The organism is Bacillus hominis, from assembly GCF_030348325.1.
Taxonomy (GTDB): domain Bacteria; phylum Bacillota; class Bacilli; order Bacillales; family Bacillaceae_G; genus Bacillus_A; species Bacillus_A hominis.
On the sequence record NZ_JAUCFS010000005.1, the window covers coordinates 547,287 to 567,843 of the forward strand.

At 34.5% G+C, this 20,557-nt stretch carries 20 protein-coding genes; 13 read left to right on the forward strand and 7 right to left on the reverse strand.

The features are described 5' to 3' along the window. Positions 1–16: 16 nt before the first annotated feature. The 11 genes from QUF93_RS05255 to QUF93_RS05305 all read left to right on the forward strand — a co-directional run bounded on the left by QUF93_RS05255 (position 17) and on the right by QUF93_RS05305 (position 11,727). Positions 17–697 carry a GNAT family N-acetyltransferase gene (locus tag QUF93_RS05255; protein ID WP_289358054.1) on the forward strand — a complete coding sequence of 227 codons (681 nt, stop codon included), beginning with the start codon at positions 17–19 and terminating at the stop codon, positions 695–697. Positions 698–1,172: 475 nt separating this feature from the next. Beyond that, a complete protein-coding gene (locus QUF93_RS05260) occupies positions 1,173–1,877 on the forward strand; it encodes a metallophosphoesterase family protein (RefSeq protein ID WP_289358055.1) in 705 nt (234 codons plus the stop codon). Between the two features lie 212 nt (positions 1,878–2,089). After that, entirely contained in the window at positions 2,090–2,761 is a 672-nt protein-coding gene (locus QUF93_RS05265; protein ID WP_289358056.1) for a response regulator transcription factor, read from the forward strand. A gap of 11 nt (positions 2,762–2,772) precedes the next feature. After that, a complete protein-coding gene (locus QUF93_RS05270) occupies positions 2,773–4,008 on the forward strand; it encodes a sensor histidine kinase (protein WP_289358057.1) in 1,236 nt (411 codons plus the stop codon). Between the two features lie 233 nt (positions 4,009–4,241). After that, positions 4,242–5,063: a transporter gene (locus QUF93_RS05275; protein WP_289358058.1), complete on the forward strand. Its 822-nt coding sequence runs from the start codon at positions 4,242–4,244 to the stop codon at positions 5,061–5,063. A gap of 43 nt (positions 5,064–5,106) precedes the next feature. Further along, entirely contained in the window at positions 5,107–5,835 is a 729-nt protein-coding gene (locus QUF93_RS05280) for a C39 family peptidase (RefSeq protein WP_289360959.1), read from the forward strand. An 18-nt stretch (positions 5,836–5,853) separates the two neighbouring features. After that, positions 5,854–6,381, forward strand: coding sequence for a GrpB family protein (locus tag QUF93_RS05285; protein WP_289358059.1), 528 nt, complete (start codon positions 5,854–5,856; stop codon positions 6,379–6,381). A gap of 308 nt (positions 6,382–6,689) precedes the next feature. Next, positions 6,690–8,288 carry a sensor histidine kinase gene (locus QUF93_RS05290; RefSeq protein ID WP_289358060.1) on the forward strand — a complete coding sequence of 533 codons (1,599 nt, stop codon included), beginning with the start codon at positions 6,690–6,692 and terminating at the stop codon, positions 8,286–8,288. A gap of 1 nt (position 8,289) precedes the next feature. Next, the gene (locus tag QUF93_RS05295) at positions 8,290–8,997 is read left to right on the forward strand and encodes a response regulator (RefSeq protein ID WP_212936467.1); all 708 of its coding nucleotides are present in this window, start codon (positions 8,290–8,292) and stop codon (positions 8,995–8,997) included. A gap of 122 nt (positions 8,998–9,119) precedes the next feature. Then, positions 9,120–10,466: a 2-hydroxycarboxylate transporter family protein gene (locus QUF93_RS05300; RefSeq protein WP_289358061.1), complete on the forward strand. Its 1,347-nt coding sequence runs from the start codon at positions 9,120–9,122 to the stop codon at positions 10,464–10,466. Positions 10,467–10,524: 58 nt separating this feature from the next. Next, on the forward strand, positions 10,525–11,727 hold the full coding sequence (locus QUF93_RS05305) for an NAD(P)-dependent malic enzyme (protein WP_002116031.1): 1,203 nt from the start codon (positions 10,525–10,527) through the stop codon (positions 11,725–11,727). A 147-nt stretch (positions 11,728–11,874) separates the two neighbouring features. Here QUF93_RS05305 and QUF93_RS05310 read toward each other — a convergent pair whose 3' ends face one another. Further along, positions 11,875–12,399, reverse strand: a complete 525-nt coding sequence (locus QUF93_RS05310) for a DUF4871 domain-containing protein (RefSeq protein ID WP_289358062.1) — start codon at positions 12,397–12,399, stop codon at positions 11,875–11,877. Between the two features lie 180 nt (positions 12,400–12,579). After that, positions 12,580–13,506, reverse strand: a complete 927-nt coding sequence (locus QUF93_RS05315) for a DMT family transporter (RefSeq protein WP_002116036.1) — start codon at positions 13,504–13,506, stop codon at positions 12,580–12,582. A 120-nt stretch (positions 13,507–13,626) separates the two neighbouring features. Here QUF93_RS05315 and pdxR point away from each other — a divergent pair, with 120 nt between their 5' ends. Next, complete coding sequence (gene pdxR / locus QUF93_RS05320) at positions 13,627–15,027, forward strand: MocR-like pyridoxine biosynthesis transcription factor PdxR (RefSeq protein ID WP_289358063.1); 1,401 nt, start codon at positions 13,627–13,629, stop codon at positions 15,025–15,027. Between the two features lie 32 nt (positions 15,028–15,059). Here the strand turns inward: pdxR and QUF93_RS05325 are convergent, their stop codons facing one another. The 3 genes from QUF93_RS05325 to QUF93_RS05335 form a co-directional block, all read right to left on the reverse strand. Further along, the gene (locus QUF93_RS05325; protein ID WP_000351210.1) at positions 15,060–15,572 is read right to left on the reverse strand and encodes a GNAT family N-acetyltransferase; all 513 of its coding nucleotides are present in this window, start codon (positions 15,570–15,572) and stop codon (positions 15,060–15,062) included. 146 nt (positions 15,573–15,718) lie between these two features. After that, positions 15,719–17,173 (reverse strand): HAMP domain-containing sensor histidine kinase, encoded by a 1,455-nt coding sequence (locus QUF93_RS05330; RefSeq protein WP_289358064.1) that lies wholly within the window; start codon positions 17,171–17,173, stop codon positions 15,719–15,721. Between the two features lie 65 nt (positions 17,174–17,238). Further along, a complete protein-coding gene (locus tag QUF93_RS05335) occupies positions 17,239–17,910 on the reverse strand; it encodes a response regulator transcription factor (protein WP_000238947.1) in 672 nt (223 codons plus the stop codon). Positions 17,911–18,244: 334 nt separating this feature from the next. Here QUF93_RS05335 and QUF93_RS05340 point away from each other — a divergent pair, with 334 nt between their 5' ends. Beyond that, a complete protein-coding gene (locus QUF93_RS05340) occupies positions 18,245–18,367 on the forward strand; it encodes a hypothetical protein (RefSeq protein WP_002010441.1) in 123 nt (40 codons plus the stop codon). Between the two features lie 498 nt (positions 18,368–18,865). Here the strand turns inward: QUF93_RS05340 and QUF93_RS05345 are convergent, their stop codons facing one another. Together QUF93_RS05345 and fdhD are read right to left on the reverse strand one after the other, a co-directional pair. Beyond that, positions 18,866–19,372 (reverse strand): GNAT family N-acetyltransferase, encoded by a 507-nt coding sequence (locus QUF93_RS05345; protein ID WP_088057491.1) that lies wholly within the window; start codon positions 19,370–19,372, stop codon positions 18,866–18,868. A gap of 257 nt (positions 19,373–19,629) precedes the next feature. Next, on the reverse strand, positions 19,630–20,436 hold the full coding sequence (gene fdhD / locus QUF93_RS05350) for a formate dehydrogenase accessory sulfurtransferase FdhD (RefSeq protein WP_289358065.1): 807 nt from the start codon (positions 20,434–20,436) through the stop codon (positions 19,630–19,632). Positions 20,437–20,557 lie beyond the last annotated feature (121 nt).

A 20,557-nucleotide genomic window follows, 5' to 3' on the forward strand; every position in this document is an offset into this window, starting at 1 on the left:
ACTAAGGAGGATATAAATGAGGCTTTCAGAACTTGAGTTAATAGCAATTCAGGCAGAGGTTTTATTTGTTCATAATCAAGTAGGAAAAATGATATGTGTAAATGAACAGGGAAATCCGAAAGCACCGCGTTTTTTTCTTGGCAGAACTCGTGAAGGGAATATAAAGAGATATCATTATAATCTGGATAGTGAAATGATAAGTAAGATTGAGAAATTAATTTTAGAATGTTCAAATCATATAGAGATAGCAAAGATTATTAAAGTATTAAATGATGAGAGAACGGTGGAGAATATTTGGATGGGTTCTGCTTACATGTTTCCAAATAATTCAAACAAGCTAACTAGGGCGATACAAATAACAGAAAAAAATAAAGAGCTTTTGCGAGAAAATTTCCCTAATTTAATAGAACAGATGGAATGGAGGCAACCTTATTTTGCGATTGTTAAAAATGAAAAGGTAGTTTCTATATGTTGCAGTGCCAGAAGTACGCCCATAGCTGCTGAGGCAAGTGTGGAAACTTTAGAGGCGTTCCAAGGAAATGGATATGGTGCTGATGTTGTTGCAGCTTGGGCAATATCAATACAAGAAGAAAAACGCATTCCGCTTTATAGTACTTCTTGGGATAACTTTGCTTCGCAAGCAGTGGCGAGAAAACTAAAATTGATTAAATACGGAATGAATTTACATATCACTTAAATTTTAAACACAGTTGTTTGCTGTTGGAGTTTATTCGAATATCTAGATTACTGTAAAGAAAGCCGCATCCTTGTTCAGGATGCGGCTTTCTTTACAGGGAGATAAGGGATCAAAGAAATGATGAACTCTTATCTCTTTTATATGAGTAAAGGGTCTAGAACGAATATTGTCCTTTTCATTATTTATTTAACTCCATTGCAACTTGTTTACCATTTACGAAAACCTCTGCCACCGCTACTACAACTTCCATCACTTTTTTCATATCTCATCTCTCCTTGTTTTTTGTTTCATTTCTTACTTTTAGTATAAGGAAATATAGTAATTGCAACTATCGAATTGAATGACAAGAGACTTACAGTGTTGTAAGGAAATTAGCTGCATTTGTAATAATAATACTTTCTAGTAGTTGAGTTCAGAAAATTCCTTTAAATAAAGTTATAATTAGAAATAACTTTATTTAGAAAGAAGGAGAAAAATGAATAGGATACTTGTCATTAGTGATATTCATGGAGAGATTGATAAATTTAAAAAGTTACTTGAGGAAATACAATACAATGCAAAACAAGATCAATTAATTCTATTAGGGGATTATGTAGATCGTGGCCCGAATGCAAGTGCTGTCATTGAAAAGGTAAAAGAGTTAAAAGAAAAGGGAGCCTTCGTTTTAAAGGGAAATCATGAAGATATGATGATTAAGGCGTTAACGACAGATGAGGAACGTTCATGGAACCATTGGGTAAAAAGGAATGGTGGAGATAAAACGTTATATAGCTATGGATTTGTAGAAGAAGACATTGCGGTTAATGAGGAAAACTTCCAAAAACCGATTTTACAATCTCATATATTAGAGGAACATGTAACGTTTATTCAAGGATTAGATCATTACATTGAAACAGAAGAGTATATCTTTGTACATGCTGGTGTTGAGCCAATGAAACGAGTTTCTGAATCTGAACCATATACGTTAATGTGGATCCGTAATGAGTTTCATAGTGGATATAGTGGCGAAAAGGTTGTTGTATTTGGCCATACGGAAACAAAAACGCTTCATGGTAGTGAGAATTGCGGAGTGTATTTTGGTAGTAATCGTATTATTGGAATTGATGGCGGCGCGGTTTATGGTGGTCAGTTAAATTGTTTAGAATTGCCGAGTAAAAAGGTGTATGTAGTAAAAAATTGAAAGAGATAAGGGAAATCTTATTTCTTTCAATTTTTTATTAAGCAAAACTTAAGAAAGAGCTTTTATAATAAAGGTTCAAAATTCTATATCGAGCAAAAACTTAGAAGGAAATAGTTAAAAATGAAATTACATAATAGGATTACATTCTTTCGTTATGAAGAGAAGAAATGTAATAATAAATAGAATTGAACTATATTATGGAAGGTGAGAATATGCGCTTACTTGTAGTAGAAGATAATGCTTCGTTATTAGAGTCTATCGTACAAATTTTGCGTGATGAATTTGAAGTAGATACAGCGTTAAATGGAGAAGATGGATTGTTTTTGGCGATGCAAAACATTTATGATGTAGTTTTGCTTGATGTGATGATGCCAGGAATGGACGGGTTTGAAGTAATTCAAAAAATACGTGATGAAAGAATTGAAACGCCAGTCCTGTTTTTAACAGCGAGAGATTCTTTAGAAGATCGAGTGAAAGGATTGGATTTTGGCGGAGACGACTATATCGTAAAGCCGTTTCAAGCACCAGAACTAAAGGCGAGAATTCGCGCTTTATTACGCAGAAGTGGTAGTTTAACAACAAAGCAGACAATTCGATATAAAGGAATTGAATTGTTTGGAAAAGATAAAGATGTTCAAGTAGATGGACAAGATATTAAGCTGACATTAAAACAATATGAGCTTTTAGAGTATCTCATTCAAAATAGCGGAAAGATTTTAATGCGTGAACAAATTTTTGATCGTGTTTGGGGATTTGATTCAGATACGACAGTAGCAATTGTAGAAGTGTATGTGCATCATTTACGTAAAAAATTAGAGCCATTCGGTTATCAGAAAGATATTCTAACTGTTCGTGGTATTGGATATATGTTAAAAGAACAATGAAAAAAGGAAGTATGTTTCAAAAAACACGCATCCGTTTGACTATAGTGAACTCATTAGTATTTATTCTATTAATAGGAGTATTAGGTAGTATTGTTTATTCGTACACATATAAGCGTATTTATAATGAAGTGGATCAATCTATAAAAATGATGGCTCAGTATGGAGAAAAACTAGATGTTAAAATACCACCAAGAAAACGCATGGAGAATATCCAAATTGGAGATCCGCGGGTAACTAGAATAACTTGGAATGGGAAAATAGTGAAAATAGAGGGCGATAACCGTAAATTTCGTTCTATTTTTGAAGAGAATTTGGAAAAGTTTTCTCCAAAAAAGTTAGAGGATTTGCAAGATATTGAAGTGCAAGGACGATATTTTAGAGCATTTGCGCTTCAAAAAGATGGAGAAATAGTTCAAATCGTGCGAGATATAACAGCGGAAGAAGGAATGTTAAATACTTTATTTTTAATTCTCGTTATAGGTTGTGGTATAGGAAGTCTCTGTGCAATAGGAATTGGCTTTTTCCTAGCTGGTAGAGCACTCATACCTATTCAAAATTCATGGGAGAAACAGCAGCAGTTCGTTTCGGATGCATCACATGAACTAAGAACACCGCTTGCAGTTATTCAATCAAAAACGGATGTGTTATTCCAGTCACCATCCGCTACGATAGAGGAAAAGGCGATGGATATCTCTACAATTTCAAAGGAATGTAGGCGGTTATCGAAACTCGTTAGCAATTTATTATTGCTAGCACGTTCTGATTCTAATCAAATTGAGATGGACAAGAAAACATTTGAAATGGATAAATTGTTGGAAGAAATCGTAGATCCATATAAAGAAATTGCTTCTTATCAAGAAAAAGAGATGATATTAAAAGTAGAACGTGACATATCGTTTATCGGGGATAGAGAGAGAGTCCATCAAATGATGGTCATACTATTAGATAATGCGATGAAGTATACGAATGAAGGCGGGCATATTCAAATCGATTGCACGCAAACGAGCAGTTTAATTCGTATACAGGTGAAAGATGATGGTATAGGAGTGAAAGAAGCGGATATTCCTAAATTATTTGATCGTTTTTATCAAGGGGATAAAGCGAGAAGTACATCAGAGGGCGCGGGATTAGGTCTTTCAATTGCAAATTGGATTGTAGAAAAGCATTACGGAAAAATATCAGTAGAGAGCAAATGGGGAGAGGGTACCTGTTTTGAAGTGATTTTCCCTAAAAATCAAAGAATGTAAGTGAGAAGACGATCTTGTTTTTACAAGGTCGTCTTTTTTAAGGGAAAGTTAAGGAATAACTTGTAGCATGTATTACATAATGGAAACTTGTGATGGAAAGAAAAGATGTAAGGTTTTTTTGAATGAACTGGATAAATCATAAGGTTATTTCTAACAGAGATGAAGTTTATGTATAGGATAAAAAAAATTATGGGAAAGCTTGAAAAAGAAAGCGTGAGAGGGAGGAAGAAGTCTTGAAAAAGAAAATGATGATGGTATTCGCTATTGGAGTAATGAGTTTAAGTATATTAGGGGGTGCCTCTTCTTCTGGACTGACAAAAGGAAAGACAGATTACACGCAGCGTAGTAAAGAACAATTAAATGATGGGAAAATACATGCAATGCATACAGAAGAAAAAGCGGAAAAGTTAGGCATTGAAACGGATGGGAAAGAACAAATTACGTTAGAAAAAGAAATTCATGAGACGGAAGTAGGAAGAGAAGCTGATCAATTAGGTATTTCGACAGAAGGAAAAGATGTTGGAATTCTTTCAGAAGAAATTTATGAAACAAAAGTGAGGCAAGAAGCGTTGAAATTAGGAATATCTATAGAGAATACGTCGATTGTAAGTTTAATTGATCAAATTAATAAGATTAAAATTAATAATGAAGCAGAAAAGCTTGGTGTTTCAACTGAAGGAAAAGAAATAGAAGAAATTGAGGAAGAAATCTACGGAACGAAAGTTAGAGAAGAGGCAGAAAAGCTAGGTATTGCTCAACAAGGAAAAGAGATGGAAGAGTTAGCACAAGAAGTGTACGAACAAAAAGTACAGGAAGAAGCGAAAAAATATCATATTGATTTATATGGCAAAGATATATATCAAGTATTAAGAGAAATAAATGAGCAAAAGGTAATAGAAATAGCAGATGAGCTTGGTATGGATAGAGCGAATTTGAATATTCAAGATTTAGCGGAGAAGATAAATCTTGAACAACCTGAAAAGGGAAAAGAGCTTAAGTTTGTTCCTATGGTTCAAACAGATGCTGATGCGTTTTATTCGTATTTAACGAATTAAAAGGGGCGTGAGAGTGATACGAAAATGGAAGTGGTATATATGTATGGCTGTACTATGTATAGGAATATGGGGTGCATATACAAATGGGATTACAACGTATGTGGAGAAAGTAAAGGGGTTACTATTCTCAAGTATACAAAGTCAAAAACGAATAGAGTTTAGTAATAATGATGAAAAAGTCATGTTATCAAATGTGCCTTTAATTCAGCAGTTACCAGAGCTAGAGAGAGGCTGCGAAGTAACAAGTTTAGCGATGATGTTACAATATGCGGGTGTGTCTGTAGATAAGATGAAATTAGCAAATGAAATAAAAAAAGTTAACTTTATAGAAGATGGTGTACGTGGGAATCCGAATGAAGGATTTGTAGGGAACATTTATACGTTTTCTGAATCGGGATATGGTGTATATCATGGACCACTTTTTCAATTAGCAAAAAAATATTTACCTAATAATGCTGTGGATTTAACAGGAAACAGTATAGAAGAAATTTATAAGAGTGTAAATAATGGGCAACCGGTAGTAATGATTACGAATGCAACATATGCCCCATTAGATGAGGATGAATTTACTATATGGAAAACAAATAGTGGGGATGTTTCTATTACTTATAATGAACATTGTGTCGTACTTGTTGGATACGATAAGGAGTCTGTCTATATTCAAGATCCACTTAATGAACGCCCGAATGTCAGTGTATCGAGAGAGAATTTTGAAAAGGCGTGGGTACAAATGGGGAGCCAAGCGATTAGTTATGTGAAAAGCTCGAAATAAATTAGGGGGAAAAGGGGTATGGACTTAGGAATAACGGGTGACGAAATTAAGTTAGTGAACTATACAGATGAGTGGAAAAAAGAGTTTTCTAAAGTGAAACATGAAATAAAAGAAAATACGCATATAGAGGCGAATCGTATTGAGCACATTGGTAGTACGGCTATTGAAGGTATGGTATCCAAGCCAGTTATAGACATATTAGTAGCTGTAGATGATTTAAATGCAGTAGAAAAGCGTATTACAGATGATTTTAAATCTATAGGATTTTTACGATTAAAGGTGGAACGACCTGGTGAAATTATCTTTGCAAAGTTTACGGATTCTACTTTTCAAAAACGCACACATTATATCCATTTAGTAGAGTATGAAAAAGGGATTTGGAATAATTTAATCTTCTTCAGAGATTATTTGAATGCCAATGAGGAAGCGAAAGTGGAGTACAAAAATTTAAAATTAGATTATGCTAAGAAGCATTCAGTCGGGATAAAGAAGTACACGGATCATAAAGAAAGTTTTGTGAAAGGTGTTTTTAAGAAGCGAAAGTGATATGAAACAAGAGAACTTCTATATGGGGTTCTCTTATTCTGTAAGTTAATCTTTTTAAAAATAACTAAATATGCAGAAATGCATAATTGAGCAAAATAATACATGTTATTATTATATATTGTTTCCTCAGTTGTTGAAATAACGAAGAGTGCAGCGGCTGTTGAAGAATAAGTTAATTTGATGGAAGAAGAAAAGAACTATAAGAAATGACTATTAAATTTAAAGTATAATAACAGCAAATAAGTAAGGTGAAAATAATATCACCTTACTTATTTTTCTATTCAGTAATTAGGGGAGTCATTAACGGGATGAAAAAAAGAAAAAGACTATGGAATTTATGGAAAACGATTACATTATTAGTGTGTACAGTTGTAATTTTTTCTTTACTCGTAACAGATATTTTAATTAGCCATAATGTTGAACGAACGACAGAAGAAAGCCAGGCAGAGAAGGCAAAAACGATTGCACGTATTGTGGCAAATGATTCTATTATAATTGATGGGTTGGCGGGGAAGGTAGATACCTCCTTGATTCAAGTGTATACAAATAAGATATTAAAGAGTACGGATGTTCAATTTATTGTAGTTATGGATATGAATGGAATCCGGAAATCTCACCCCAATCCTCAAAAAATAGGGCAACATTTCATTGGAGGAGATGAAGGAACGGCATTGAAGGGAAAGGAACATGTATCGCTAGCAGAAGGAACTTTAGGTATTTCAATGCGAGTATTTGTACCAATATTTTCTGAAACAGGCGAACAAATTGGAGCGGTGGCTGTCGGTATTTCAGCAGATAATGTAAAAGAGCGAGTTAAGGAAAGTAGACATATTATGTATATCGGTGTTGGAGTTGGAGTATTAGTTGGCATTATAGGAGCGATATTGCTAGCTAGACATATAAAGAAAAGTTTATTTGGTCTTGAGCCGCATAGGATAGCGAAAATTCTTGAAGAAAGAAATACGATGTTGCTTTCGGTGAAAGAAGGTATTATTGCTGTAGATAAAGAAGCGAAAGTAACGTTAATTAATAATGAAGCAAAACGGCTATTTAAGAAAAGTGGACTTAAAGAAGAATTTATCGGTAAAGATATAGAATTGTATATGCCAAATTCACGTATAAAAGAAGTGTTGCAAACAGGAGAGGTACAATTAAACGAAGAACAAAAAATTTATGGGATTACGATTGTTACTAATCGTGTTCCTTTATATGTAAAAGGAGAAATAGTTGGTGCAATTGCAACATTTCGTGATAAAACAGAAATTAGAAAATTGGCAGAAGAACTAACTGGTATCAGGCTATATGCGGAAGCTTTACGGGCACAATCTCATGAATTTATGAATAAGATGCATGTCGTGCTAGGACTTACACATATGAAACAGTATGAAGAACTCCAAAAATATGTGAGTAGTATGGTATCAGAGCATCAATATGAAATTGGGGGGATTATGAAAAAAATTCAAAGCCCAGTATTTGCTGGATTTTTACTAGGGAAACTTAGTTATGCTAGAGAGAAAAATATAAAGTTAATTATAAAAGACGATTCTTACTTACCAGAAATATATGATGAACGTATCATTCATGAACTGATCACCATTGTCGGAAATTTAATTAATAATGCATTAGACGCAGTGACAAATTGTGAGAAGAAGCAGGTTGAAGTTGCAATACAATATGGGGATACATTAATCATTACAGTACAAGATACGGGGAAAGGCATAAAAGAAGATGAAATTGATGCATTATTTATAAAAGGTTATTCTACAAAGGGTGATAATCGGGGATATGGTTTGCATCTTGTAAAGGAAAGCATACAGCGAATAAATGGGGAGATTCACATTTCCTCATTGTTAGGAACGGGAACGACAATAACGATCGAAATACCTAAAAGTAGGGATGAGAGATAAGATGATCAAAGTTTTGATTGTAGAAGATGATCCGATGGTAGCGATGTTAAATACGCATTACTTAGAGCAAGTGGGAGGATTTGAACTTGTTCATGCAGCTAAATCAGTAAAAGAGGCGATAGAAGTATTAGAGAAATCACGAGTAGATTTAGTATTACTTGATATTTTTATGCCTGAGGAGACTGGATTTGAGCTGTTAATGTATATTCGGAATCAAGAGAAAGAAATTGATATTATGATGATTTCAGCTGTACATGATATGGGAAGTATTAAAAAAGCATTACAATATGGCGTAGTAGATTATTTAATTAAACCATTTACATTTGAACGATTTAAAGAGGCATTAACTGTATATCGAGAAAAACTTACTTTCATGAAAGAACAACAAAAAATCAGTCAATCGGAATTAGATTCACTACTTTTGCAAAAAGAAAAAAGAGAGCCTTTCGTTAATAAAGAGCTTCCAAAGGGATTAACGAAGCAAACATTGCAACTCATTTGGAAGAAAATCGAATCGCTTAATGGACAAGCATTTACAACTGATGAAATGGCGCAATTAGTAGGGGTTTCGAGAGTTTCTATTCGAAAATATGTAATGTTTTTGACTGAAATCGGAGTATTAGAGAATGAAATGGTGTATCAAAATGTAGGAAGACCGGTGAGTAAATTAAGGTGTATTGACCGAAATAAAATAGATTTTTACGTATAAGCGACTTATTATAAGTCGCTTATACTTTTTTTAATTACAAAAGTAATTACAAAACTTACAAAAACTATTTTTACTATTGAAAGCGTTTTAATATTGTTATTAAGAAAACAAGGGGGTGCCATATGGGGATTCAAAAGAATGTGGAAGCGGTATCATTTTCTGAGGAAAACGAAGTACAAAGAGAATCTTTCGCTTCTAAAATTATGAATGTAAAAATCGGTGTTATACCTTTACCGTTATATGTAGTATTGGCAGCTATTATTTATGGGGCATCTGTATATAATAAATTGCCAGCAGATATGATTGGTGGATTTGCAGTTATTATGATTATGGGTATTTTCTTAGGTGACATTGGGATGAGAATTCCAATTTTAAAAAATATCGGTGGTCCAGCAATTCTCTCATTATTTATTCCATCGTTACTTGTATTTTTTAACTGGATGAATCCAGCTTCAATGGAAGCTGCGACTATGTTAATGAAAAAATCGAACTTTTTATATTTATATATTTCTTGTTTAGTAGTAGGAAGTATTTTGGGAATGAATCGTAAAGTGCTAGTACAAGGTTTCGTTCGCATGTTTATTCCTTTAGTAGTAGGAACATTAGCTTCTATCGCAGTAGGCTTATTAGTAGGTTCACTATTTGGATTTGAAATGAAGCAGACATTCTTCTTTATCATCGTACCAATTGTGAGTGGTGGCATTGGGGAAGGGATTTTACCGTTATCACTCGCGTACGGTGATATTTTAAATGAATCATCAGCAACATTTGTATCACAGCTTATTCCTGCAGCTATTATCGGAAATATGTTTGCAATTGTGAGCGCAGGATATATGAAGCGTTTAGGTGAGAAGAGACCTGAGCTTAGTGGGAATGGTGTATTAGTAAAAACAGATAATCAGGCAGAGTTATTAAAAGAGCAAAATATAGAAAAACCAATTGATTTCTCATTAATGGGAGCAGGGTTATTGATTGCATGTACATTCTTTATTTTTGGAGGATTTGCTTCTAAGTTTATCGGTATTCCAGGAGCAATCATTATGATTTTCTCAGCAGCACTTGTGAAGTACTTTAAATTAATGCCAGCAAAAATGGAGCAAGGAGCATTCCATTTATATAAATTTATTTCAAAAAATTTAACATGGCCGTTAATGGTCGGCTTAGGATTGCTATATATTCCGTTAAAAGACGTAGCTGCAGTTCTTTCTGTAGGATATGTTGTTGTTTGTGCATCAGTTGTTCTTACAATGGTAGCATCAGGTTTTCTTGTAGGGAAAGTGATGAAAATGTATCCAGTTGAATCAGCAATTGTAACTGGATGTCATAGCGGTTTAGGTGGAACTGGAGATGTTGCTATTCTATCAGCTTCAAATCGTATGGAATTAATGCCGTTTGCGCAAATTTCAACGCGTTTAGGCGGGGCAGCAGTGGTCGTAACAGCGACAATTTTATTAAAAATGTTTTCGTGATCAACAAGCTAGCTATATTCATATAGCTAGCTTGTCAAATTAAGGGGAGATTATAAGTATGTTAGAAAATCAAATTAATGAAAGATCATTGTTATTGCATAAAGAGTTAGTAGGGAAAATTGAAATTACAAGTAAGGTGGAAGTGAATTCAGCGGATGATTTAAGCCTGACTTATACACCAGGCGTGGCGGAGTCTTGCAAAGCAATTGCAGCAGATGAGGAAACAGCGTATGACTATACAGCACGTGGTAATATGGTAGCGGTCGTCTCAGATGGAACTGCAGTACTTGGTTTAGGGAACATTGGACCGAAAGCGGCTATGCCTGTTATGGAAGGGAAAAGTATTTTATTCAAGAAATTTGCGAATGTAGATGCTTTCCCGTTATGTCTAGGGACGACGGATGTAGATGAAATCGTTACCCTTGTGAAAAATCTAGAGCCTACATTTGCAGGTATCAATTTGGAAGATATTGCAGCGCCACGTTGCTTTGAAATTGAAAAACGATTAAAAGAAGAAACGAATATTCCTGTATTCCATGATGATCAACATGGAACAGCTATTGTCGTTTTAGCAGCTGTTATTAATGCACTAAAAGTTGTAAGTAAACAAATGGATGATGTGAAAATTGTTATTAACGGTGCTGGTTCGGCAGGAATTGCAATTGGAAAATTATTATTAAAAGCCGGTGCAAAACATATTACGTTAGTTAGCTTAGAGGGTATTGTTTGTGAAGGTGAAACATGGATGAATGAAGCGCAGATCGAAGTTTCAAAGAAGACAAATCGAGAATTCGTGCGTGGAGCATTAAAGGAAGCGATTCATCAGGCTGATATTTTCATTGGTGTATCTGCCCCTAACGTATTAACGAAAGAACTTGTACAGACGATGAATGAGAAGCCAATTGTGTTTGCAATGGCGAATCCAATTCCAGAAATATTCCCAGAAGATGCATTAGAAGCTGGTGCAGCTGTAGTAGGAACTGGACGTTCTGATTACTCGAATCAAGTAAATAATGTATTGGCGTTCCCTGGAATATTCCGCGGTGCGTTAGATGTGCGCGCGACTGATATTACAGAAGAGATGAAATTAGCGGCAGCATATGGAATCGCTAACATCATTACGGATGAAGAGCTTCATGCGAGTTATGTAATTCCAAATCCATTAGATAAAAGAGTTGTTCCAAGTGTCGCAGAAGCAGTAGCAAAAGCAGCTATTGATTCAGGAGTGGCACAGATTACAAAAATGCCAAGTTATAGATAGTCAAAAGCAGTGCCTTTTAAGGCACTGCTTTTTTGGAGATAAGAAATTAAAATAATGCAGAAGAAGTGTAGAGTTATTCGTGTCCCCTCATTATTTATCTTGCCTCAAAATTCGGCAGATGCAAAGAAGTAGATTAGTTTTGACAACTTACTCGGCATTGATCACAAATTGATCATAATATCTTTCATTTACATATATGTTTAATACCCATAATCCAGATGAAGGTAGTGACATTACGAGAGGGAGTTCCTTTATGGTTGTATCGACTGTATTTGAAGTAGTCCAAGTTTGTTTGGAAGTTTCTTTTTGAAAGAGTACGGGTGTTGGAGTTGTAGTTCCTTGTTTTAACGCGATAATAGATAGTTTTCCAGTTGGCATTTCAGGATCTAGGAAGAACCACATTATTTCATTTTGTTCATTTACGATAATAGAGCTATCAGCCATTGCAATTTTTCCTTCAATGCCTTTTAACGGTATTTTTCCTTCTACGAAGGATGGGGCTTCTTCCCAATTTACATCTTTTAAAACACTAAGATGAAAAAAGGAAGGTGCGTTAATTTGAGAGGATGACGTTTCTAGTACTTCTTTTTTAGGTACATTTGAATCGGGTTGTACTTGCGCACAGCCAGTAATGAGAAAGGAGAGAAGTAGCATAGTTCCGATTTTTTTCATGGTGCCACACTCCTAATTTTTATTGTTAGTGTAATTGTATTTGCTAGCAGGCGGGACAATTCCTTTAAATCATAAAAAGAGGTCGTAAGTTTTGTACGACCTCTTTTGACATTTTCTATCCCGATTGGTGAGGGATAATAATCAGTGGGGGATGGCCCCCCTGCTGATTAAAGTTTCACTTTATATTTGTTCAGTTGAAAAGGTAGGTTCTCTCTCTTTTTGAGGCATCGTTAAGAAAATAACAGACAGAACGATACATACACCGCCTAATAATTGATATGATCCAAAAGATTCATTTAGCCAAGTGATTGAAACAATAGCGGCCACAAGTGGTTCAATGCTAGATAAAATACTTGTTTCTGTTGCTGCTAAATATTTAAGACTCCCGATATAAAGAAGGAAAGAAAGAGTGCCACTTATAATGATAAGAATAAGCATAGAAAAAGTTTGAAGTGTGAAAGTTTGCGAAATCTGATTCCATTCAAAAGAACGATTACAAATAAGCAGTGCAATCCCTCCAATTAACATCCCCCAACCAATTACGACAGTAGTTCCGCATTCTTTAATAAGAGAAGCCGGATGAAGGGTATAAAACGCAAAGCCAATCGCTGTTAATAGGCCGAAAGTAATAGCTGCTTTAGATAAAACAATATTTTCAATTGAACCGTTTGTAATAATAAAGTATGTCCCTGTTAGAGCAGTTATAATTGCGAGTATTTGCATAGAAGCAGGGAATTTCTTTTGTTCAAACGCAACGTAAATGGTAATAAGAACAGGACCTAGAAATTGAAATAGTGTTGCCGTTACGGCATTACTAATATGAACTGTTTCGATAAAAGCGTACTGCGCACCAAGCATGCCAAGAATAGAGAAAATTATAAGTTGTATAAAGTGTTTAGGATGTTTCCAAATGTGAAATATGTTTTGGTTTTTAATAAGCAAGAAAGATAAAATGAATATTCCTGCAAGTAACAGGCGAATTGTTAAAAAATCAATTGATGATACGTTAGTATGTTGAAATAGCCACTGAATCATGGGACCAGATAATCCCCATAGGGTAGCTCCTGTAATAATCATCGTAAGTCCGATGCGTCTACCATTGTTCATTATCATGCATCTCCTCTCTAGTATTTGATTATTAATGTGTTACATGATAAAAGGAATTATATAGAACTTCTGGTACTGTAAAAAGTATCAGTTATGTGTTTTTGGAAGGGGTCAGATGTTGTGTTAGAACTAACACCTAATTTGAATGCAAATAGTAAAATGGCATTGTATGTGCAATTGTATGAGTATATAAAAAAAGAGATTAAAGATGGAACGATTCTGGCCTTTACGAAATTACCGTCTAAGAGGAAGCTGGCGACATATTTACAAGTGAGTAAAAATACAGTTGAAGCTGCTTATGAGCAACTTCTTGCCGAAGGATATATTGAGTCGATTTCTAGAAAAGGCTATTTTGTATGTGAAATCGAGCAAATGGTTCATGTGGAAGGCAGCGAAGAGGTAATAGGAGAAGCGCCTTTTCAAGATAAGGATTATAAATTTGATTTCACTCAAACGGGTGTGGATACTAATATTTTTCCGTTTCATGTATATCGAAAAATTACGAACGAGGTATGGCAATTTGAAAATAAAGATTTACTTTTTATTGGACATCCACAAGGGGAGGTAAGTTTACGAGAAGAAATCGCGAGCTATTTGTATGAATCTAGAGGTGTACGATGCGTAGCTAGTCAAATTGTAATAGGAGCGGGTACGCAAATGTTAGTAAAAATGTTATTTCAGTTGTTAAAGGGAAGTCGTTATGCGGTTGAGAATCCTGGGTACCATCGGAAAATGGTTGTTTTTGAGCAAGGAGAACAAAATGTACAAATGTTATCTTTAGATAGAGATGGAATTCGTATGTCACAGTTAGCTGATAGCCATGCAAATGTTGTATTCGTTACACCTTCGCATCAGTTTCCTTGCGGGATGATTATGCCAATTACGAGAAGAATGCAGCTTTTACAATGGGCGGAAAAAGAAGAAGGAAGATATATTATTGAAGATGATTATGATAGTGAATTCCGCTATTCAGGAAAGCCGATTCCAGCGCTGCAAGGGTTAGATAGAGATGGAAAAGTAATTTATATGGGGACGCTCTCTAAAGCGCTATTGCCATCATTACGGATGAGTTATATGGTGTTGCCAAAATCCCTCATTAAGCAGTATCAGGAGCAATATTTATTTTACACACAAAGCGTTTCAAGAATGGATCAAGAGATCATTAGGAAATTTTTAAATGACGGGCATTGGGAAAAACATATTCATAAAATGCGTGTCGTGTATCGAAAGAAGAGAGACCGTCTTGTTTCTGTGTTAGAAAAAATTTTTTCTAATCGTATTGAAGTAATAGGGGAAGATTCTGGCCTACATATTTTATTAAAAGTGCATAATGGGATGGAAGAGAAAGAATTATTGGAAGCTGCAGCTGAAAGGGGTATTAAAGTGTATCCTGTTTCGATGTATTATAAGGAAGGGACTTCTCCCAAAAATACAGTATTGCTTGGATTTGCGACTTTATTGGTGGAAGAAATTGAAGAGGCCATTCAATTATTATATACAGCATGGTTTACGAGAAAGTAAAAAACATCCTCATAAATGGAGGATGTTTTTAATTATTTTTCTTCATCTAGGAAAAGAACCATATGCTCTTCATCCCAATATTGTCCGTTATATTTTAATGAACGTTCTTGCACACCAAATGTTTTAAATCCTAATGACTCATAAAGTTTTTTTGCACCATCGTTTCCGACAACAACGTCAAGCATAACTTGCTCTACTTCTAAAGATTTAGCAAGCTCAAGACATTCTTTAATAAGTGCTTTTCCCGCTCCAAGTCCGCGTGCTTTTGGAGACACGTATACTGAACCAATTTTTGCTTTATGTTCTTGTTTTACATATGGTTTCGTTTCCAATGTTGCAACGCCGATTAATTCTCCATCTTTAAATGCACCTAGTGTATAGTTTTCATCTTGTGCTAATTTTTGGGCTTTATATTCAATAGCACACTCTTTATTAATAATATCTTCGTAAGAAGAGCTGAAGGCTTCCGGGTTTTGTTTTAATCCTTCTACTCGAAGTTCTAAGTAAATTTCTGCTTCGTCTTTTGTTAATACATGGATATCCAATTATATCACCCTCCAAATCTTTGACAGTTGTACCTATATTTTATATTGAAATAAGAATAATTTCAAAAGCTTAGCTTATATGAGCTGGTTTTATAAATAAAATAGCACCAGTAGTGTTGACTACTACTGGTGATTTCACACATATATTATTCAAATGGTAATTCAATTATAAAGTTTGTTCCGACTTCTAATTCGCTTTTAACTTCGATAGAACCATTATGAAGTTCTACAATTTCCTTTGCAACAGCTAGTCCGATACCTTTTCCTCCTGTAGCTCGTGTTCTAGATTTATCGACACGGTAAAAGCGATCGAAAATGTGTGGGATATCTTCCTTTGGAATACCTTCACCTTCATCTTGTACACTTATTGTAAAAGTATTCGCACTGGTTAGTACACGTATTGTTATAGAAGTGTTTTCTGGCGAATGTTGATAAGCATTATGCAATAAATTTAACATCACTTGTTCCATACGCCTTTCATCTATACAAACTTCTAAATCATTTTTACAGTATACATGAATTTCTATTTGCTTGTTGGTTAATGTTGTTTTTGTTTTTTCAACCATTCGTTCTAAAAATGGCCTAAGGAGCATTTTTTGTTTTTTAATAACGAATTGATGTTGCTCTAATTGTACGAGCATAAATAAATCTTGTACGAGATCAGTTACACTATCGGTTTCATCCTCGATGATTTGTAAATACTCTTCACGTTCGTCCTTCGTTAAAGAATCTCTCTTTGCCACTTTCGCATAACCTTTCATATAAGTTAGTGGAGTTAGTAACTCGTGCGCTACACTGGCAAGAAATTCGCTTCGCTCTTTTTTCATATACGTAAGTTCACTAGACAGTTCCTCGATGGTTTTGGCTAAACTTCCAAGTTCATCATTTCGTTTAATCCCTAATTGAATTGGTTTGTTTAATTTGGACATTTTTTCTGTTGCTCTCTTCATCTTTATAAGAGGATCTGTAATAAATCGAGAAAAAACAAAGACAGAAATAGTTGTTAAAATAAGTGTTAAAATACTCACGATAATGAATTGATTCATGAGTTTAAGGAGCATATCTTCTAAGAAGGATGTTTTTAAGAACATGTGTAATTTGCCTTGAAAGTCTTTTGTGTCAATTGGTGTTACTGTTGAGATGGATTTTGATTTTTTCCAATCCTTTTCTACTATTAATCCACCCCTTTTAACGGGGGGGATTTTACAATGAAGTTGTTTTTGCATATCTTTTGTTACTGTTTCTGAGGTCGAAGTGATGTTTCCATTACTGTCAGTTATAACAATGGCTATATCAGAGTTAGTAAGTGCTTCTGTCTCCATTAAATCTTCAGCGGCATCTTCAATAGAGAAGCCAGAAGAGGCAGGGCGGTTGAAATGTTCAGCACGTTTTTTTTGCTCAGCGTCTTTGCCGTATTTGCTCCATTTTGCACGCCGTTCAATCGTATCACGATAGCGATTTCCTTTCTCTAAAAGAGCAACGGTTTCCTCTTCAACCCGCATTTTTGAAAGGCTTTTATAAAAAGATACGAAAGCAATTGTTTCAATACATAAAGCTAATATTAAAAAGTATGTCCCAACTTTAAGGGAAAGTTTGCTCATTTTCTCACCATACCTTATTTCATATAAAGGGCCAGTGGTCAACTATTGTCCACTGACCCAATTAATTATTCACTTTTCCATTTATATCCGACTTTATAGACAGTTTCTAAGTAATCTTCAACTGGAAATCCTTTTTTGCGTAACTTATCCCGTATATTACGAATATGTGAATCGATAGTTCTGTATTCGATGTCTGTTTGATAGCCCCAAATCTTCTCGATTAAATCGTCTCTGCTGTAAGCGCGGTTTGTATTTTGTAAAAATAGTCCGAGCAACGAAAACTCAATAGGAGTTAGTGAGATTTTTTCATTATAAACTGTAACAGTATGTTTCGTTTTATCCCACTCAATACCATTGAAGCTAACAAAGCCATCTTTCTTTGTGCGGCGTAATATAGCCTCGATTCGCGCGACTAATACATGTTCATCGAATGGTTTTGTAATATAGTCATCTGCTCCCATTGTTAGGCCTTTGACCATATCGTAGTTTTGGTTGCGAGCTGTTAGCATAATAATTGGAACGTTGGAAATTTGACGGATTTGATAGCAAGTATCCCACCCATCCATATTCGGCATCATAACATCTAATAAAATAATATCGAAGTCCTTTTGTTCGATTAATTCTAGCGCTTCAAGGCCAGAAGTAGCTTTCATACAAAAATAGCCACGAGGGCTTAAGAACAGATCTAATAATCGTAACATACGTTCTTCATCGTCTACTAATAAAATTTTCACCATAATCTTGTGCACCCCAAACTATTCATTCTACTTGTATAGTTTACATGAAAATAATAAAAAACTCTTTTTATGTGATTGAATGGATGGCTGATTTTTTCAATCAGGGCAATTGACATAAAAAATGCACTAGTTTTGCACAACTATTTTTTATAATAGAAAACGTAGCGACACAAATACCCTATGTTGCGACATAACGTCATGTCATTTTATTTATAAAATGACAATTCCATTCTATTGTGTATGTGAGATAGAGAGGGTTTTCGTATTCACCTCGCATCGGATAAGAAAAATTTCCTATCTCACACTTTTTTTTAATATAAAGGGGATTGTACACATGAGTAAAAAAGTAGAACTTTTACAAAAAGAAAAGCAAGATCGTAATGCGATTGTAATGTGTGTTGCGGTATCTATGCTTATTATGATAAGTTGTGTAAATAAATTTTTCGGGATTTTATAATAGAAAAAAAGCTTATTGCTTCTTAAGAAGCAATAAGCTTTTTTAATGTGTTCTATATAATCAACCAAGGTAGAATTGCCAATCCAGAAGTTACAATTGCTGTAGCAAATATTAAAAAGATAGCTTGTTTGTTTTGTTTCATGTTACATTCTCCTCTACATATCAATTGCATGCTATACGTTCATTTAATAAGATCCTCTTTCTGAGTAAAGTTTCACTTTATCCCGCATTAACGGGCAGTAAGACTCCCATCCAAGAATTTAGTGGGTGCGAAGAAGTTAGATGGGAGATCAACTGCCCATAAACGCCCGATTGGTGAAGGCTAATACTCAGTGGGGGATGGGGCTCCCCACTGAGTAAAGTTTCACTTTATATTTTTAGTATAACGAATGGAAAGGATTGGAACGATCGATAAAGGTGACATGAAGATTACATTGTTGTAATGAAAAAAGCATCTTAATTAATAAGAAGATGCTTTTGAAAAATTATATTAAAATGTTAATCATTTAAGAATAAAACCATATGCTCTTCGTCCCAATATTGGCCATTATGCTTTAAGGACCGTTCTTGCACACCGTAAGTTTGGAAGCCGAGGGAATCATATAATTTTTTTGCAGCAGTGTTATCAGCAACAACATCGAGCATGAGCTGTTCTACATGCAATTTATCGGCATTTTCAATAATCGCTTTAATTAAAGCTCGTCCTGCACCGAGGCCACGCGCTTTTGGAGAAACAAAAACGGAGCCGATTTTTGCCTTATGCTCTTGCTTAATAAATGGCTTTGTTTCTAGAGTAGCAATACCGATTAAATCGTTATCCTTGAAAACACCTAGAGTATACTTATCCGGATTGCTTAATCGTTTTGCCATGGCAGATACAGGATCCTCATGTTTAAGAACATCTTCATAAGAAGAGCTAAAAGCTTCAGGGTTCTTCGTTAAACCTTCCATACAAACTTTTAAATATATTTCTGCGTCCTCTGTTGTTAATAAGCGAATTTCCATAGTTGTAACCTCCTTGGTTGATCCAAATTTAATTCATTATCTTCATAAGAGTGAGTATAGTTTTACTTTTGTAAATGCATGCTGCGACTATTCTTTCTTAATTTGTAAAAGAATGAAAAGATTATGCTACTATGTTTTCATTGTTGTTTATGTAATGAAATTATATATTAACTTCATTAACTATTCAAGTGTTTAATATATTGTATTTTTATAACTAAAATGACTCCTATGCAAAGGAGTCATTTTGTGTTTCTTATTTAATTTTTTGTTTTATATCCATCGATTCGTTCTGGATGTGTATAAATATTGCAAGATCCAGAACGAATAAATCCTACTACGGTAATACCTAAATCATGGGCGAGTTGCAGAGCTAGTTTAGTTGGAGCTGACTTAGATAGGACGATTTCGCAACCGATTTTTGAAACTTTTAACAAAATTTCAGATGAGATGCGTCCGCTAAACGCGATGATTTTCCCTCTAACAGATATATTATTTCGTAAACAATGACCGTATATTTTATCTAGTGCATTGTGTCTTCCGATATCCATTCTTGATACGAGAATATTTTTTCGATCACATAACGCGGTATTGTGCACACCACCAGTTTGGCGAAATGTAGTTGAAGATTGTTGTAAGGAAGTCATTAGGTGAAAACATTCTTCTGGAGTAATAGTTATATGTATATCGTGTAACTCTTTTGCTTTTGCGGCATCATTGACGAAAACAAAACCTTGTCTACTTTTTCCGCAACAAGAAGTTACGTATCTTTTATTATATAAAGTTTGATAGAGTGGATTAATTTTTGATGATTTTACATGAGCAATTCCGTTTTCCTTTTGGACCCATAATTCTTCAATATCTTTATAAGAAGAAAGAATTCCTTCAGAAATTAAAAAACCAATTACCATATCTTCAATGTAATTAGGCGTGCATACAACTGTTACGTATTCTTCGCTATTTAACTTAATTGTAATAGGAAATTCTGTAACAACATCATCAGTTTGTTTTGAAAATGTACCGGATTGATAGCGTACAATTGTATGCGTTTCTTGAGTAGGCCTCATATTAAATTCCCCTTTATATGTATTTTTCTCCATATTTATCATAAAACATCGAAAAAATAAAAGCATCTACTATCAGAAAGATGGCAGATTATTTTGGTTATTATTGTATGTGTACGATATA